This window comes from Parapedobacter sp. 2B3, from assembly GCF_041925275.1.
Classification (GTDB): Bacteria; Bacteroidota; Bacteroidia; order Sphingobacteriales; family Sphingobacteriaceae; genus Parapedobacter; species Parapedobacter pyrenivorans_A.
The window spans coordinates 1-14974 of the sequence record NZ_JBHEUZ010000005.1 but is presented as its reverse complement, the minus strand read 5'-3'; the positions used below and the strand labels follow the sequence as shown (position 1 = coordinate 14974).

The window sequence follows — 14974 nt, the reverse complement described above, 5'->3', positions numbered from 1 at the left end:
CACGAGCACACACCCGCCCCATATCAGCGCTGTGGGATGTTGATGAATGACACTTAACTGGTTACTTACGACTTTTGACTTACGACCATCATGTACAAAACCCTCCAACCTGCATTGCAGCAAGAACTCCAAGCCATCAAGGATGCTGGCTTATATAAGAATGAACGGGTAATTGTAACACCCCAAGGAGCAGATATCCGTATCGAAAGCGGAGCGGAAGTTATCAATTTCTGCGCCAACAACTATTTGGGGCTTTCGTCCCATCCGGAGGTCATCGCTGCCGCCAAGCGCGCAATTGACAGCCATGGCTATGGAATGTCGTCGGTACGGTTCATCTGCGGTACACAGGATATCCACAAAACGCTGGAGGCCAAGATTTCCGAATTTCTGGGTACCGAAGACACCATCCTCTACGCCGCTGCATTCGATGCCAATGGCGGGGTGTTCGAACCCCTGTTGGGGGCCGAGGATGCCATCATTTCCGATGAACTCAACCATGCGTCCATAATCGACGGCGTTCGGCTCTGCAAGGCTCAGCGGTTCCGCTATAAGAACTGCGACATGGCCGATCTGGAAACCCAACTCAAAACCGCACAAGATGCCCGCCACCGCATCATCGTTACCGATGGAGCCTTCTCGATGGATGGCAGTGTGGCACCTTTGGGTGCGATTTGTGATTTGGCAGATAAGTACGAAGCGCTGGTGATGATCGATGAATCGCACTGTACCGGATTCATTGGCAAAACCGGCCGTGGCACGCACGAATTGCATGGTGCGATGGGCCGCATAGACATCATCACGGGTACCCTAGGTAAGGCGTTGGGTGGGGCCTCCGGCGGTTTCACGTCCGGCAGGAAAGAAATCGTAGACATGCTGCGGCAGCGTTCCCGACCCTACTTGTTTTCGAACACCTTGGCGCCCGCTATCGCGGGCGCATCCATCGCCGTACTCGACATGCTGAGCGAAACGACCGAATTGCGCGATAAGCTGGAGTACAATACGAAATATTTCCGCGAAAAGATGACCAAAGCCGGGTTCGATATCAAACCGGGCGTACATCCCATTGTGCCGGTGATGCTGTACGAAGCACCGCTGGCCCAGGAGTTTGCCGCCCGCATGCTGTCTGAAGGGATTTACGTCATTGGCTTTTATTACCCCGTGGTTCCAAAAGGGAAAGCCAGGATACGCGTACAGCTATCGGCCGCACACGAGCAGCACCACTTGGATGCTGCAATAGCAGCGTTTACAAAAGTGGGTAAAGAACTGGGAGTCATAGCGGCAGGATAGCCTGCCGCCGTAGGCCTTGGGTACAGGTCATCAAACACTAACCAGACAAAAAATCACAGAAGCAGATAAATTTCCATAGATTTTCCATACCTTTGCACCCTCAATTTTAAAATACCCGCACGGGATGCAGAAAATCAGAAATATCGCCATTATCGCCCACGTCGACCATGGTAAAACGACGTTGGTAGATAAAATCCTCCACTTCACCAACCTTTTCCGGGAGAATGAACAAGCCGGTGAGCTCATACTAGACAACAACGACCTTGAACGCGAACGCGGCATCACCATCGTTTCCAAAAACGTTTCCGTAAAGTACAAGGACGTCAAAATAAATATCATCGATACACCGGGTCACGCCGACTTCGGGGGTGAGGTGGAACGCGTATTGAAAATGGCCGACGGGGTTATCCTGTTGGTCGATGCTTTTGAGGGCCCGATGCCACAGACCCGTTTCGTAACCCAAAAAGCCCTTGCTTTGGGGCTCAAGCCCATCGTGGTGGTCAATAAGGTCGACAAGGAAAACTGCCGGCCCGACGAAGTATATGAAGCGGTGTTCGAGCTTTTCTTTAATTTGGACGCCACCGAAGAGCAGCTTGATTTTCCGGTACTCTACGGCTCCTCCAAACAAGGGTGGATGGCGACCGATTGGAAACAGCCTGCCGAAGATTTCACGCCTTTGCTGGAAGCCATATTGGAGCATATTCCCGCCGCCCCTTACCAAGAAGGCACCCTGCAGATGCAGGTTACCTCGTTAGACTATTCTTCTTTTGTGGGGCGGATTGCCATTGGCCGCGTGGCGCGTGGCGCCATCCGCGAAAATCAACCGGTTTCCCTCGTCAAGCGCGATGGTAAGGTTGTGAAATCACGTGTAAAGGAACTGCATACCTTCGAAGGCCTTGGCCGTGTGAAGGTGCAAGAAGTAAAAGCGGGTGATATCTGTGCCGTAGTCGGCATCGAAGGGTTTGATATTGGCGACACCTTAGCCGACTTCGAAAACCCCGAGCAACTGGAAGTCATCCATATCGATGAGCCAACGATGAACATGCTCTTTACTATCAACAACTCGCCGTTCTTCGGCAAGGAGGGTAAGTTCGTAACGTCGCGCCACCTTCAGGAACGCCTATATAAGGAAACGGAGAAAAACCTGGCGCTTAAGGTTGTCCAGACCAACTCGCCGGATTCGTATTTGGTGTATGGCAGGGGTATCCTCCATTTGTCCGTACTGATTGAAACCATGCGCCGCGAAGGGTATGAGCTTCAGGTGGGCCAGCCACAGGTGATCATCAAGGAAATCGATGGTGTGAAGTGCGAACCTATCGAGTCGATGGTAGTTGATGTACCTGCCGAGGTATCGGGTAAAGTAATTGAACTGGTTACCCAGCGGAAGGGCGAACTGCTCGTGATGGAGACGAAGGGCGAAATGCAGCACCTCGAATTTGACATTCCGGCGCGGGGTATTATCGGCCTGCGCAACAATGTCCTTACCGCCACTGCGGGTGAGGCCGTGATGGCACACCGTTTCAAGGCGTATGAGCCTTGGAAAGGCACCATTCCGGGGCGTTTGGCGGGCGTACTCGTTTCGATGGAAAAAGGGCAGACGACGGCCTATTCGATCGATAAGTTGCAAGACCGCGGCCGCTTTTTCGTGGACCCGGGCGTAGACGTTTACGAGGGGCAGATTGTAGGTGAGCACATACGCGATAACGATTTGGTTGTCAACCTTGTGAAAGGCAAGCAATTGACCAACATGCGGGCATCGGGCAGTGATGACAACGTACGCATCGCCCCGGCCATCAAGTTCTCACTCGAAGAATCCATGGAATACATCCAAGCAGACGAATACATCGAGGTAACGCCAAAGAGCATCCGGCTACGCAAAATTTACCTGACGGAAAATGAGCGGAAGGTAAACGCAAAGAAATTCCAATAGCGGATATCGAACCCCGGCGAATAGTCGGGGTTTTTTCGTATCTCCGGGCGAGGTCGGATGTCGGTGCGGTTTGCATCACGCGTAAGCATTGTTTTTGAAAGCAACAATGCCTAATTTTGCATTGTCAATTAGTCGTTATCTGTATGATTCAACGTATCCAGAGTGTTTGGTTGTTTCTGGCTTCGGCCACCGTATTTGCCCTGTTCTTGTTTCCTTACCTGCAATACGCCGATTTGGCAGGGATGGGCAAAGCGCTGAAAGTAACCGGTGTCTATCATGGTGTGGAAGGCCAGGCGGTACGTGCCGAGTTTTTTATCCTGCAAACCATAGCCACGGTATTATTGGGACTCTTCCCCTTGTACATCATTTTTAAGTTCCGGCAACGCAAACAACAGGTCCAGTTGATTGTTCTGGAAATCGTACTATTATTATTGTTTGGGGTTTGGCTCTATGTTTCGGCGAGTAGCGTACTTACCGAGGCGCAGCAGTTTCTCTCGGCACGGAATATCGGGGTAGGCTTTTTCCTCCTACCCATCGGTATCATCTTCCTGGGTATGGCGATTGGGGCTATCCGGAAGGATGAAAAATTAATTAAATCGGCAGATCGGCTAAGAGGATGAGAAAGATAGGTTTGTTCGTTGCTGTGGTATTAATCTCGGTGTCCACGGCGTTTTCCGCCAACAAGGGGCGTGCCCTGTCCGTACAGGATTCTGCCGGTGTGGTCATGGACAACATCCGGTTTGTTGCCACTGCCTACGCCATCGATTCAGCCACGCATACCGCCACGGTAACCCTGACGCTTACCTGCCTGTCGGAGCGATCGCGCGAATTGAAGGTCAATGTGTATGGTACGCAGCTGGTAGACGATCAACGGAAGGCCTATTATTTCTCTACCCTTACCATGGGGCGTGTTTTGATGCGGTTTGAAGATCGTCAGAATTACCTGCATTATCTCCTACAACCCAATACGCCCGTGCAACTGACAATCACGGCCGAGGGAATCTCGGCGCGAGCCACCGCAATACAGCTTGTGAAAGTGGTGTTTGAAGATAGTAAAGACGAAGGACGGTTTCTGGAGGCCTACCTCCCTGCCCCCGGCGAGTGATAACTACCGGTACCGGATTTGCTGTTGCCGATCCATCACGCCCATCTGATCTTTCATCATCTTTATCTGCTCGGCTAAGAGTTTGTTCTTGTCTGCCTTTTTTGCTTCCTGTAGGTATTTGGTTGCTTCCCGTTTGTTGCGTTTGGCCATGGCGATACCGGCGAGGCTTAACTTCGCAAGCGCTACGTTATGCCCCATATGCAATCCTAGTGATAAGGCTTTCTTGAAAAACTTTTCCGACTGCATGGGTGATTGTTGCGATTCCATCAACCCAAGCAGCAAGTGGTAGTAACCGTGTTGTGCACGTATAAGTTGCTTTTCGTAGTTTTTGATGCGGCCCAGCCACCCAGCAGCCTTTGCCATGTTCTCCTTGCGTAAGTAAAACTGGGCGATAAGCATGTTTTCATTGAAAAAGACCGTTACAAATGCCACGATGGTTATCAGGATACCTAAGATGCCCCACCCCCATTCGCCATACACAAACAGGGCCACGGTAGCGACCAAGAGGAGGGAGGATAGGATGATCCGAACAAGATTAGACATGTGCCGTTATATATGTTAGTTGATATAAATTTTTCTCTCAAATAAAAGATTGTGCAAATATCCGTTTATTTCAGCGCTTTACCAACTGGCCACAGACACATTTTACAATAAAGTGTATTTTTGCCGGTATGAGTGTACAATTGGAATCCGGTTGGAAGGCAGTATTGGGGTCCGAGTTCGAAAAACCCTACATGCAGGAACTTAAGCAGTTTTTGGTGGTAGAGAAACGCGACCATGCTGTTTACCCACCTGGCAACCTCATCTTCAATGCGTTCAACCATACGCCGTTTGATAAGGTAAAAGTAACGATATTAGGCCAGGATCCCTACCACAACGTGGGGCAGGCCCATGGCCTGTCTTTTTCTGTTCCGCCGGGTGTAGGCATACCGCCTTCCTTGCGCAACATGTATCAGGAACTGGTCGCGGATATCCCCGGATTCCAGCTACCAAACCACGGCGACCTTACGGCGTGGGCCAACCGCGGGGTACTACTGCTTAACGCCACGCTCACGGTACGGGCGCACACTGCCGGTTCGCATCAGGGCAAAGGGTGGGAAGCGTTCACTGACAAGGCGATCGCGGAACTTTCGAGCCGCAGACAGGGCATCGTGTTCCTGTTGTGGGGGCGGTACGCAAAAAACAAGGCGGCTCTCATAGACCACCGTAGACACCATATCCTCACCGCGGCCCATCCATCGCCGTTTTCTGCATACAGCGGTTTCTTCGGATGCAGGCACTTCTCAAAAACGAATGCCTTTTTGGCGCAGCAGGGGCTCGAACCCATCGACTGGCAGGTATAGTATCAGTACTCCATCGGTACGATGGGCTCTTTCTTGCTGGTAGACATGATCATCATGGTCTGGAATGTCTTCACGTAGGGAATTTTGCTGATTTTTTCCATGATGACCGCCTCATAAGCTTTGATATCTTTTACGTACACTTTGAGCATGAAATCACATTGCCCGGTCACGTGGTGGCATTCGGTTACTTCCTTGATGTTTTTAACCGCTTCGACAAATTCGGGGATGGCGTTGTGCGTGTGGAAGTCGAGCGATATCTGGATGAATGACTTGATGCCCAATCCCAGCTTTTCTTCGTCGACAAAGGCATGGTAGCTTTTGATATAGCCGGAATTTTCCAGCTTACGCACGCGCTCCAACGTTGGAGCAGGTGAGAGCCCAATGCTCGATGCTAACTGCAGGTTGGTAATCCTTCCATTTTCCTGCAGAAGTTTCAGGATCTTAAAGTCGGTCTTGTCGGGCTGGAACGGCATATTTCAGCAATTTGGATATGAACTATTCTTATAGGGTGTGTTTGCCAAATTATATTTGGCAATAGTACAATTTATTTTCCATATTGTCTGTTGGAAAATCTTGGTAACGCGGACTACTGTACGAATCCCGTTCATTATCACTGATTTGTAAAAATATGAAAAGCGGGTGCATTCTCGGAAATGAGCTGCCAATAGGCGAGGTTTATTGCCACTTTAATCGTAACTTTGCATCTCGAAAAGCCAGGCGGTAAGCCTGGGCGCTTATTGACCCGTTGTGGAGGCATGCTATGAGTACAAAAGATGACGCGTTGTTAAAAGAGCTTGCGCTCGAAGAATATAAATATGGATTTTCCACGGATATCGAAATGGATATTGCCCCTAAGGGGCTTAATGAAGATACCGTGCGGTTGATTTCTGCCAAGAAGAATGAACCCCAATGGTTGCTGGAATGGCGGCTGAAAGCGTTGAAGCATTTCCTGCAAATGGACATGCCCACCTGGCAGAACTTTGAGAATCCCGATGTCGATTTCCAGGATATCTCGTATTACGCCGCACCCAAGGCAAAACCTAAACTGAACAGCATGGACGAGGTGGACCCGGAGTTAATTGCGACGTTCGAGAAATTGGGGATTCCACTGAATGAGCAGAAAGTGCTGGCCGGCGTGGTGGCGGTAGATGCAGTATTCGATAGCGTATCGGTAAAAACCACGTTCCGCGAAAAGCTGAAAGAGCAGGGGGTTATTTTCTCTTCATTTGGCGAGGCTGTACAGGAACATCCCGAATTGGTGAAGCAATACCTCGGCACGGTAGTGCCGCAAACAGACAATGTATATGCCGCGCTCAACTCTGCTGTCTTCTCCGATGGGTCTTTCGTGTATATCCCCAAAGGCGTGCGGTGCCCTATGGAGCTTTCCACGTATTTCCGTATCAACGCGGAAAACACCGGGCAGTTTGAGCGTACCTTGATCATTGCCGACGAAGGTGCCTATGTGAGCTACCTGGAAGGGTGTACTGCGCCGATGCGCGATGAAAACCAGATGCATGCCGCAGTCGTAGAGTTGGTAGCACTGAAGGATGCGGAAATCAAGTATTCAACGGTGCAGAACTGGTATCCCGGCGATAAGGATGGCAAAGGGGGTATCTACAATTTTGTCACCAAGCGTGGTATCTGCAAGGGCGACCATGCCAAGATATCTTGGACACAGGTAGAAACAGGCTCCGCAATCACGTGGAAGTATCCCGGTGTCATCCTGAAGGGCGACCATTCCGTAGGCGAGTTTTATTCGGTGGCGCTTACCCGCAACAAACAGGTAGCCGATACCGGAACCAAGATGATCCATCTCGGTAAGAACACACGGAGTAAAATCATATCAAAGGGCATATCGGCCGGCGTGAGCCACAATAGCTACCGCGGATTGGTGAAAATTGCCCCCGGAGCCGAGAATGCCCGGAATTTTACCCAATGTGATTCCTTATTGATCGGTGATCGCTGCGGAGCGCATACCTTCCCGTATATCGAAAACAGGAATAAAGCGGCAACGCTGGAACATGAAGCAACGACCTCCAAGATCGGTGAGGACCAGCTGTTTTACCTTACGCAGCGCGGTATCGACCCGGAAAAGGCTGTGGGGCTGATTGTGAATGGGTACGCCAAGGAGGTGCTGAACCAACTGCCCATGGAGTTTGCCGTGGAGGCACAGAAGTTGTTAGCCATATCGCTTGAAGGAAGTGTGGGCTAATCATTTAAATGGAAGAAGAGTAGTGAAATTATCATGTTAAGTATCAAGAATTTACACGCATCAGTAGAAGATAAAGCGATATTAAAAGGCTTAGACCTCGAAGTGAAGGCCGGCGAAGTGCACGCCATCATGGGCCCTAACGGCTCAGGGAAAAGCACCTTGGGAAATGTATTGGCCGGAAGGGACGCCTACGAAGTAACGGATGGGGAAGTGTTGCTGGATGGTTTGGACCTGTTGGAGCTTTCTCCCGAAGACCGTGCCCGTGAAGGGCTGTTTTTAGCGTTCCAATACCCCGTTGAGATACCGGGCGTATCGAACATCAACTTCCTGAAAACGGCGCTGAATGAAATACGAGCTTATAAGGGGTTGCCGCCGATAGAGGCGCGGGAGTTCCTGAATAAGGTCAAAGAGAAGCAGAAATTGGTGGAGTTTGACGCCAAGTTGGCCAATCGCTCGTTGAACGAAGGTTTTTCGGGTGGGGAGAAGAAACGCAACGAGATTCTCCAGCTAGCGATGCTGGAGCCCAAATTGTCCATCTTGGACGAAACCGATTCGGGGTTGGATATCGATGCCCTCCGGATTGTGGCAAACGGCGTAAACCAGCTGCGGTCGGAAAGCAATGCGTTTATTGTGATTACTCACTACCAGCGATTGCTGGAATACATTGTGCCCGATTTCGTGCACGTCCTCTATAACGGCCGTATCGTCCGTTCGGGTACCAAAGAACTTGCATTGGAATTGGAAGAGAAGGGATACGACTGGATAAAAGAGACAGTCGACGCCTAATCAACGTTTTTTGAATTAGAAAAGGAGCGGCTATGTTGGATGAAGTGGCAACAGATACCATGATTACACAAACGAGCGATTCATTATATACCCAATTGATGAAAACGGCGGGCGAACGCCTGTTGGCCGGGAATCCGGGATCGGTGGGCGAAATTCGCAAACAGGCCTTGGAACGTTTCAAAGCTACGGGTTTCCCTACTGTAAAAAATGAGGACTGGAAATATACCAATGTGCAACCATTGGTCAACCAGGCGTACGCATTGGAGGCCGAAACATTTTCTGCAGACACAGCGTTGGAGAAAGCACGTATCCCCGATCTCGACGCGCACCGCGTGGTGTTGATAAATGGGCAATACAGCAGCGAGCTGTCTTCGCATGAGGCAATCCCCGGCCTGCAGATCATGCCCATTGATCAGGCGTTCGAGCGGCTTTGCTTTGCCAAATATTTCACTGCCTTTGCCGATAAGACGGATAATCCATTTGTGGCATTGAATACGGCGGCATTCACATCGGGCGTGTTTATCGAGGTGGGCAAGAATACCCAACTCCAGCGGCCTATCCATGTCATCCATGTCGCTGCATCGGCCAGTCCGCTGTTTAGCCAAACGCGTAACCTGTATGTGATGGGTGCTTTTGCCGAAGCGGAGATTATCGAGTCTTTCGTAACGGAAGAATCGGCAGCGCGCAGCCTAAGTAACCAGGTAACGGAGGTTATGGTACGCGAAAATGCGAAGCTACAGCATTACTACCTGCAGGTAGCCGGACCTCAGAGCAGTTACATCAATCACACGGAGATACACCAGGAAAAGCACAGTCTCTATAACAACTACAATTGCTCGTTTCCTGGTTCGGCATTCGTGCGTAACAACATTAATGTACGGCTCGGTGATAGCGAGGTGGAAAGCCACCTGTATGGTATCGCGCTTACGGCAGGTAGCCAGTTTGTAGATAACCATACCATTGTGGACCATATGAAGCCGCATTGCGAAAGCTACGAATGGTACAAGAATATCACGCAGGATACCTCTACGGCTGTGTTCAACGGCAAGATATTCGTGCGTCTGGATGCACAGAAGACCAACGCTTTCCAGCAAAACAACAACCTACTTATCGGTGAGAAATCAGCGGTTTATACCAAACCACAGCTAGAGATTTTCGCGGATGATGTAAAATGCAGCCACGGATGTACCATCGGCCAGTTTGACAATGATGCGCTGTTTTACCTAAGGGCCAGGGGAATCAGTGAAGCACAAGCGAGAATCCTATTGATACATGCATTTGCATTTGATGTAACCAGCCGCTTCGACAACGATACTGTGCGCCAATACGTGGAGCATTTGGTGGAAGAAGGATTGCAATAACACGCTCCTTTCGTCGACAGAAAAAGTTCGGCAAAATTTGTACAGGCCAAGTAGCTAACGGATCGCGGAGAGGTATTAAAGAGCGAAAGACGAGATTCGAACTCGCGACCCTCAGCTTGGGAAGCTGATGCTCTACCAACTGAGCTACTTTCGCTTGAATTTTCCACAAATGTAATGTTGGTCCGCCTTATTTTCAAATTTTTTATCGTGTTATCGCATCCGCACAGTTTATCCCGTCAATTGCTGCGGACACAATCCCTCCGGCATAGCCGGCCCCCTCGCCGCACGGGTATAGTCCGCTCATTTGCGGATGCTGCAGGGTGACGCGGTCCCTCGGTATACGTATAGGCGAAGACGTGCGCGATTCTACCCCTACAAGTACCGCCTCATTGGTGTAGTAGCCCTTCATTTTCTTGCCGAACAACGGGAGTGCTTTCCGTAGTGCGTCGTGGATAAAGGCGGGTAGTACGTCGACAAGGGGTACACTCTTGGTGCCTGGCTTGTACGAGTTGACGGGCAAGCTGTTGGACAATTTGCCTTCCACGAAATCGACCATGCGCTGGGCCGGTGCTACTAGGTTACCGCCTCCCAATACGTAGGCACGCTCCTCCACCTCATGCTGGAAATCCATCAGTGCGAATGGATAGCGTGCTACCTGTGGAATATCTTCCAGGTTCACCTGCACCACTGTGCCCGAATTGGCGTAGGGGTTGTTGCGTTTGGAGGGCGACCAGCCGTTCACTACTACTTCGCCCTTGTCTGTTGCGCAAGGCGCGATGACGCCACCCGGGCACATGCAGAAGGAAAATACGCCGCGGTCTTCCACTTGGTCTACCAAGCTGTAATAGGCTGGTGGCAGGTGTTCGCTCCGCACCAAGCAGTGGTACTGGGCCTGATCGATGATTTCCTGTGGATGCTCAATACGCACCCCGAGGGCAAACGGCTTGGGTTCCACCAGCCACCGCTTGCGGTGGAATAGTTCGAAAATATCCCGGGCGGAATGTCCCGTAGCCAAGATCACGTGGTTGGCCAGGAGTTGTTCGCCGGAGGCAAGTTCCACACCCGTAACGCTGCCTGCCTTTTGCAGCACGTCGGTTACGCGGCTGTTGAAATAGATTTCGCCGCCATGATCTAAAATGGTGTGCCGGATATTCTGGATAATATGAGGCAGTTTGTTGGTGCCAATATGGGGGCGGGCATCCACCAGGATATCTTCCGTGGCGCCATGGGCTACGAAAACGGCTAGCACCTGCTGCACGTCGCCCCGCTTATTGGATCGGGTATACAGCTTGCCATCGGAATACGTACCGGCCCCACCTTCGCCAAAGCAGTAATTCGAGTCGGAGTTTACAACGCCGTCCCTATTCAGCACTGCCAGATCGCGCCGTCGTTCCTGCACGCTTTTACCGCGCTCCACCACTATTGGACGGAGGCCCTTTTCCAAGCAGCGCAAGGCCGCAAATAGGCCTGCGGGTCCGGCACCGACGATGATGACGGGTGGGGCGGCTGCTACATTGGCATAGTTTACGGGCGAAATGTCGGGCGCGGGTAGCTCATCGATATAAAAGATAATGCGGACCCGGAATACCACACGCTTCCCGCGCGCATCGATGGAGCGCTTACGGATTTTCAAGCCCTTCACACGTTCAACGGCAATATTAAGTTTCGCCGCACCCGCTTGCAAAAGGTGTGTTTCATCTGAGATCCGCTCGGGGAGAACGCTTAATTCGAGTTCTTGCTGCATGTAATGATGTCGGGTTTTTATCCCGAAGTGTAACAAAGGTATAAATTTTGCAATCAAAGTATTAAATTAGTGGCATTATGCATTTAAAATCAATCAATATGAAGAGAAGATTATTCGTGGCACTGGTGGGGCTTTTTGCTGCCCTGTCATTTAGCTCGTGCGGTTACAACACCCTCGTAAACCTCGAAGAGAATGTAAAAGGCAAATGGGCGCAGGTAGAGAATGCTTACCAACGGCGGGCCGACCTGATCCCCAACCTTGTCAATACCGTAAAAGGGGCGGCAAATTTCGAACAGGAAACCCTCACCCAGGTAATCGAAGCGCGTGCAAAGGCATCTTCGGTAACGGTAGACCCCGAAAACCTGACTCCAGAAGCCATCCAGCAGTTCCAGCAGTCGCAAGATGCGCTATCGCAATCGTTGGGGCGTTTGCTGGTTACCGTGGAACGCTACCCGGAGCTGAAGGCCAACCAGAATTTCCTCGAACTGCAAGCACAATTAGAAGGCACTGAAAACCGCATCAGTACCGAACGGCGGGCATTCAACGAAGCCACCCAAGAATACAACTCATCGGTAAGGCGGTTCCCAAATAATATCACCGCCGGCCTTTTTGGTTTTAAGCAAAAAGGTTATTTCACCGCAGAGGCAGGGGCTGATAAAGCTCCTGAAGTACAATTTTAATATGCACCAATTTACCGAAGGGCAACAAGAGGCCATCGTACACGCCATCCAAGTGGCGGAAGGTTATACATCCGGCGAAATACGCTTGGCCGTTGAGCCTCGATGCAAAGGAGAGCCCATGGAGCGGGCTGCTGTATATTTCCACCGATTGGGCATGGACAAAACTGCCTTGAGGAACGGCGTGCTGATTTATATCGCTACCGATGACCATCAGTTTGCGATCATTGGAGATACAGGTATTCATGCCAAGGTTGCTGCCGGTTTTTGGGAGGAAACCAAAGAGCTGATGCTGGAACATTTCAAGCGGGGCGATCTGGTACAGGGACTGATTGAAGGGATTAAACATGCCGGGGAGCAGCTGCAGCACTTCTTCCCACGGCAAGATGACGATGTGAATGAGCTGCCTAATGACATAGCCTTCGGCGATGGTAAAGATGATTAAGTATTTTATAACGACAGTCATATGTGTTTTGTTGCTTGGGAGCGTGACGAGTGTGGATGCGCAGGATTTCCCGGCAACTCCCAATAAACTTGTCAACGATTACACCAATACGCTTTCCGCTGCCGACGTAGAACGGTTGGAGCGGAAACTGGTGGCCTTTGACGACAGCACGTCCACGCAGATTGCGGTGGTCGTGATGCAGTCTACGGGGCAATATGATGTTGCCGACTATGGCGTGCGGCTGGCACAGCGTTGGGGCATCGGGGGCAAAGAGCACGACAACGGTATCCTGCTCTTGGTGGCACTGGGCGACCGTGCGGTGACCATACAAACCGGCTATGGTGTGGAAGGTGCCGTGCCCGATGCGATTGCTTACCGGATCATCGAAAATGAAATCAAGCCACCATTCCGGCAAGGGGATTACTTTACGGGTATCGACCGCGCGACCGATGCCCTCATTGCCTACACAAAAGGCGAGTATAAAGCCGAACCCAAAAAAGAGGAAAGTAACGGCGGTATCGGCTCCCTTATTTTAATCGTTATCATCGTTGTTGTCGTTATAGCGCTGTCTGGCCGCGGTGGTGGCGGTGGTGGCAAGGTAATGGGTGGCCGTGGTGCTTCCGATTTATTGTGGTGGACGTTGCTGAGCGGTATGGGCCGTGGTGGCAGCGGCGGTGGCTTCGGCGGCGGTGGGGGATTCGGCGGTGGCGGCGGCTTCGGGGGTTTTGGAGGCGGCGGCTTCGGCGGTGGTGGTGCCAGTGGCCGATGGTAAATATGGATAGTAGAAAGGTAATGATAAAGAATGATATGATGAAGAAATGGGTTTTGATGGCGGTGGCTGCGTTGCCGCTGGCTGTTTGGGCGCAAGAGGACTTTACGGTTACGGCGAAGGTGGGCGCCTTGAATGCACCGGCGAAAGCATACCTGAGTTACCGGACGGCAACCGGCGCGGTGCTGGATTCGGCTACGGTGACGGAGGGAGCATTCAAATTCCACGGCACGGTCGCTGCACCCTCCCGGGCTTTGGTACTGCTTGCCCACGAAGGAGGTGATATCCGCCAGATGGAAGATCCCGATCGGTTGGAACTCTATCTCGAGAAGGGAGCTATCCAAGTTAGCTCCGCTGACTCGCTGGTCAATGCATCCGTGCGGGGCGGGGCGGTAAACAAAGACTTTGCGGCGTATAACGAGTCTATTGCCCCCTTGCAAGCCAAGATGGGGAACGTGATGACGCGGTTTATGGCCGCACCGGACGAGCAGAAGCAGGACCCTGCCTTTATGCAAGGCCTGCAGGCAGAAGCCATGGCTATCCAGGAAGAGCAGAAAGGGGTAGATTTCGCCTACATCGGCAAGTATCCGTCCAGCGTGGTCAGCCTCGATTTGCTCCTGCCCTATGTAGGGTCGGAGCCCGCGCAGGAGGTCATTGAACCCGCATTCAATAGCCTATCGGCGGCACTGAAAAATTCGGATAAAGGGAAAGCCATCGCTTTACAACTGGAAACCTTGAAACGGGTGGACATCGGTGCCACAGCTCCGGAGTTTAGCCAGCCGGATACCACGGGCACGCCGATTGCGTTATCGTCACTCCGGGGTAAATATGTACTGGTCGACTTCTGGGCAAGCTGGTGTGGTCCGTGCCGGCAGGAAAACCCCAACGTGGTTGCGGCCTACCAGGCGTTTAAGGACAGGAATTTCACCGTGTTCGGCGTATCGCTCGACCGACCCGGTGCAAAGGACGCGTGGCTGAAGGCCATCAACGACGATGGCTTGCAAGATTGGCCGCACGTGTCCGAGCTGAAGTGGTGGCAGTCTGATGTGGTGGAGCTGTACGGTATCCAAGGTATTCCCGCTAACTTCCTGCTTGATCCCGAAGGCAAGATCATCGCGAAGAACCTGCGGGGAGAAGACCTCCACACGACATTGGCGGCGCTACTCCGGTAAGCCGCACGTAACGGAATAAAACGAAATCGAAAACGCCCCGGGTTCAGGAACCCGGGGCGTTTTTTATGTGCGCCCGGCATGGGCGATAACTCTAGGGTGCAAGTCCCGAACACGCTTAGCAGTAGGAAGTGTTAGCCAAAGGC

15 protein-coding genes and 1 tRNA gene are annotated in these 14974 nt (G+C 51.6%); 12 read left to right on the top strand and 4 right to left on the bottom strand.

Annotated elements, in window-relative coordinates; all coding sequences use genetic code 11:
- The first annotated feature begins 90 nt into the window (after positions 1 to 90).
- From kbl to ACEVG1_RS07280, 4 genes are all read left to right on the top strand, one after another.
- The gene (gene kbl / locus ACEVG1_RS07295) at positions 91 to 1287 is read left to right on the top strand and encodes a glycine C-acetyltransferase (protein ID WP_374742964.1); all 1197 of its coding nucleotides are present in this window, start codon (positions 91 to 93) and stop codon (positions 1285 to 1287) included.
- 124 nt (positions 1288 to 1411) lie between these two features.
- Positions 1412 to 3217: a translational GTPase TypA gene (typA, locus tag ACEVG1_RS07290; RefSeq protein WP_374742963.1), complete on the top strand. Its 1806-nt coding sequence runs from the start codon at positions 1412 to 1414 to the stop codon at positions 3215 to 3217.
- A gap of 143 nt (positions 3218 to 3360) precedes the next feature.
- Complete coding sequence (locus tag ACEVG1_RS07285) at positions 3361 to 3837, top strand: DUF4293 domain-containing protein (RefSeq protein ID WP_374742962.1); 477 nt, start codon at positions 3361 to 3363, stop codon at positions 3835 to 3837.
- Positions 3834 to 4322 carry a hypothetical protein gene (locus ACEVG1_RS07280; RefSeq protein WP_374742961.1) on the top strand — a complete coding sequence of 163 codons (489 nt, stop codon included), beginning with the start codon at positions 3834 to 3836 and terminating at the stop codon, positions 4320 to 4322. The genes ACEVG1_RS07285 and ACEVG1_RS07280 overlap by 4 nt, the downstream gene beginning before the upstream one ends.
- Before the next feature lie 3 nt (positions 4323 to 4325).
- Here ACEVG1_RS07280 and ACEVG1_RS07275 read toward each other — a convergent pair whose 3' ends face one another.
- Positions 4326 to 4865: a DUF2892 domain-containing protein gene (locus tag ACEVG1_RS07275; protein WP_374742960.1), complete on the bottom strand. Its 540-nt coding sequence runs from the start codon at positions 4863 to 4865 to the stop codon at positions 4326 to 4328.
- A gap of 128 nt (positions 4866 to 4993) precedes the next feature.
- Between ACEVG1_RS07275 and ung the strand changes: the two genes are divergently transcribed.
- Positions 4994 to 5665, top strand: coding sequence for a uracil-DNA glycosylase (gene ung, locus ACEVG1_RS07270; protein ID WP_374742959.1), 672 nt, complete (start codon positions 4994 to 4996; stop codon positions 5663 to 5665).
- A gap of 2 nt (positions 5666 to 5667) precedes the next feature.
- Here the strand turns inward: ung and ACEVG1_RS07265 are convergent, their stop codons facing one another.
- Positions 5668 to 6138 (bottom strand): Lrp/AsnC family transcriptional regulator, encoded by a 471-nt coding sequence (locus ACEVG1_RS07265; protein ID WP_262248825.1) that lies wholly within the window; start codon positions 6136 to 6138, stop codon positions 5668 to 5670.
- Between the two features lie 287 nt (positions 6139 to 6425).
- Between ACEVG1_RS07265 and sufB the strand changes: the two genes are divergently transcribed.
- From sufB to sufD, 3 genes are read left to right on the top strand one after another with little or no spacing between them, the layout of a single operon-like run.
- Positions 6426 to 7877, top strand: coding sequence for a Fe-S cluster assembly protein SufB (gene sufB / locus ACEVG1_RS07260; RefSeq protein ID WP_374742958.1), 1452 nt, complete (start codon positions 6426 to 6428; stop codon positions 7875 to 7877).
- 33 nt (positions 7878 to 7910) lie between these two features.
- Positions 7911 to 8663, top strand: coding sequence for a Fe-S cluster assembly ATPase SufC (gene sufC, locus ACEVG1_RS07255; RefSeq protein WP_374742957.1), 753 nt, complete (start codon positions 7911 to 7913; stop codon positions 8661 to 8663).
- 32 nt (positions 8664 to 8695) lie between these two features.
- Positions 8696 to 10024 (top strand): Fe-S cluster assembly protein SufD, encoded by a 1329-nt coding sequence (gene sufD, locus ACEVG1_RS07250; RefSeq protein ID WP_374742956.1) that lies wholly within the window; start codon positions 8696 to 8698, stop codon positions 10022 to 10024.
- Between the two features lie 81 nt (positions 10025 to 10105).
- On the opposite strand, the gene ACEVG1_RS07245 is transcribed toward sufD, so the two are convergent.
- Positions 10106 to 10178 (bottom strand) — tRNA-Gly (locus tag ACEVG1_RS07245).
- Positions 10179 to 10226: 48 nt separating this feature from the next.
- Positions 10227 to 11768: an NAD(P)/FAD-dependent oxidoreductase gene (locus ACEVG1_RS07240; RefSeq protein ID WP_374742955.1), complete on the bottom strand. Its 1542-nt coding sequence runs from the start codon at positions 11766 to 11768 to the stop codon at positions 10227 to 10229.
- A 98-nt stretch (positions 11769 to 11866) separates the two neighbouring features.
- Here ACEVG1_RS07240 and ACEVG1_RS07235 point away from each other — a divergent pair, with 98 nt between their 5' ends.
- Genes ACEVG1_RS07235 through ACEVG1_RS07220 form a run of 4 tightly spaced genes read left to right on the top strand, consistent with a single transcriptional unit; the run spans position 11867 to position 14831 of the window.
- Entirely contained in the window at positions 11867 to 12448 is a 582-nt protein-coding gene (locus tag ACEVG1_RS07235) for a LemA family protein (protein WP_374742954.1), read from the top strand.
- A 1-nt stretch (position 12449) separates the two neighbouring features.
- The gene (locus ACEVG1_RS07230; RefSeq protein ID WP_374742953.1) at positions 12450 to 12890 is read left to right on the top strand and encodes a TPM domain-containing protein; all 441 of its coding nucleotides are present in this window, start codon (positions 12450 to 12452) and stop codon (positions 12888 to 12890) included.
- Positions 12883 to 13662, top strand: coding sequence for a YgcG family protein (locus ACEVG1_RS07225; RefSeq protein WP_374743202.1), 780 nt, complete (start codon positions 12883 to 12885; stop codon positions 13660 to 13662). The genes ACEVG1_RS07230 and ACEVG1_RS07225 overlap by 8 nt, the downstream gene beginning before the upstream one ends.
- Before the next feature lie 35 nt (positions 13663 to 13697).
- Complete coding sequence (locus ACEVG1_RS07220) at positions 13698 to 14831, top strand: redoxin domain-containing protein (protein WP_374742952.1); 1134 nt, start codon at positions 13698 to 13700, stop codon at positions 14829 to 14831.
- The last annotated feature ends 143 nt before the right edge of the window (positions 14832 to 14974 follow it).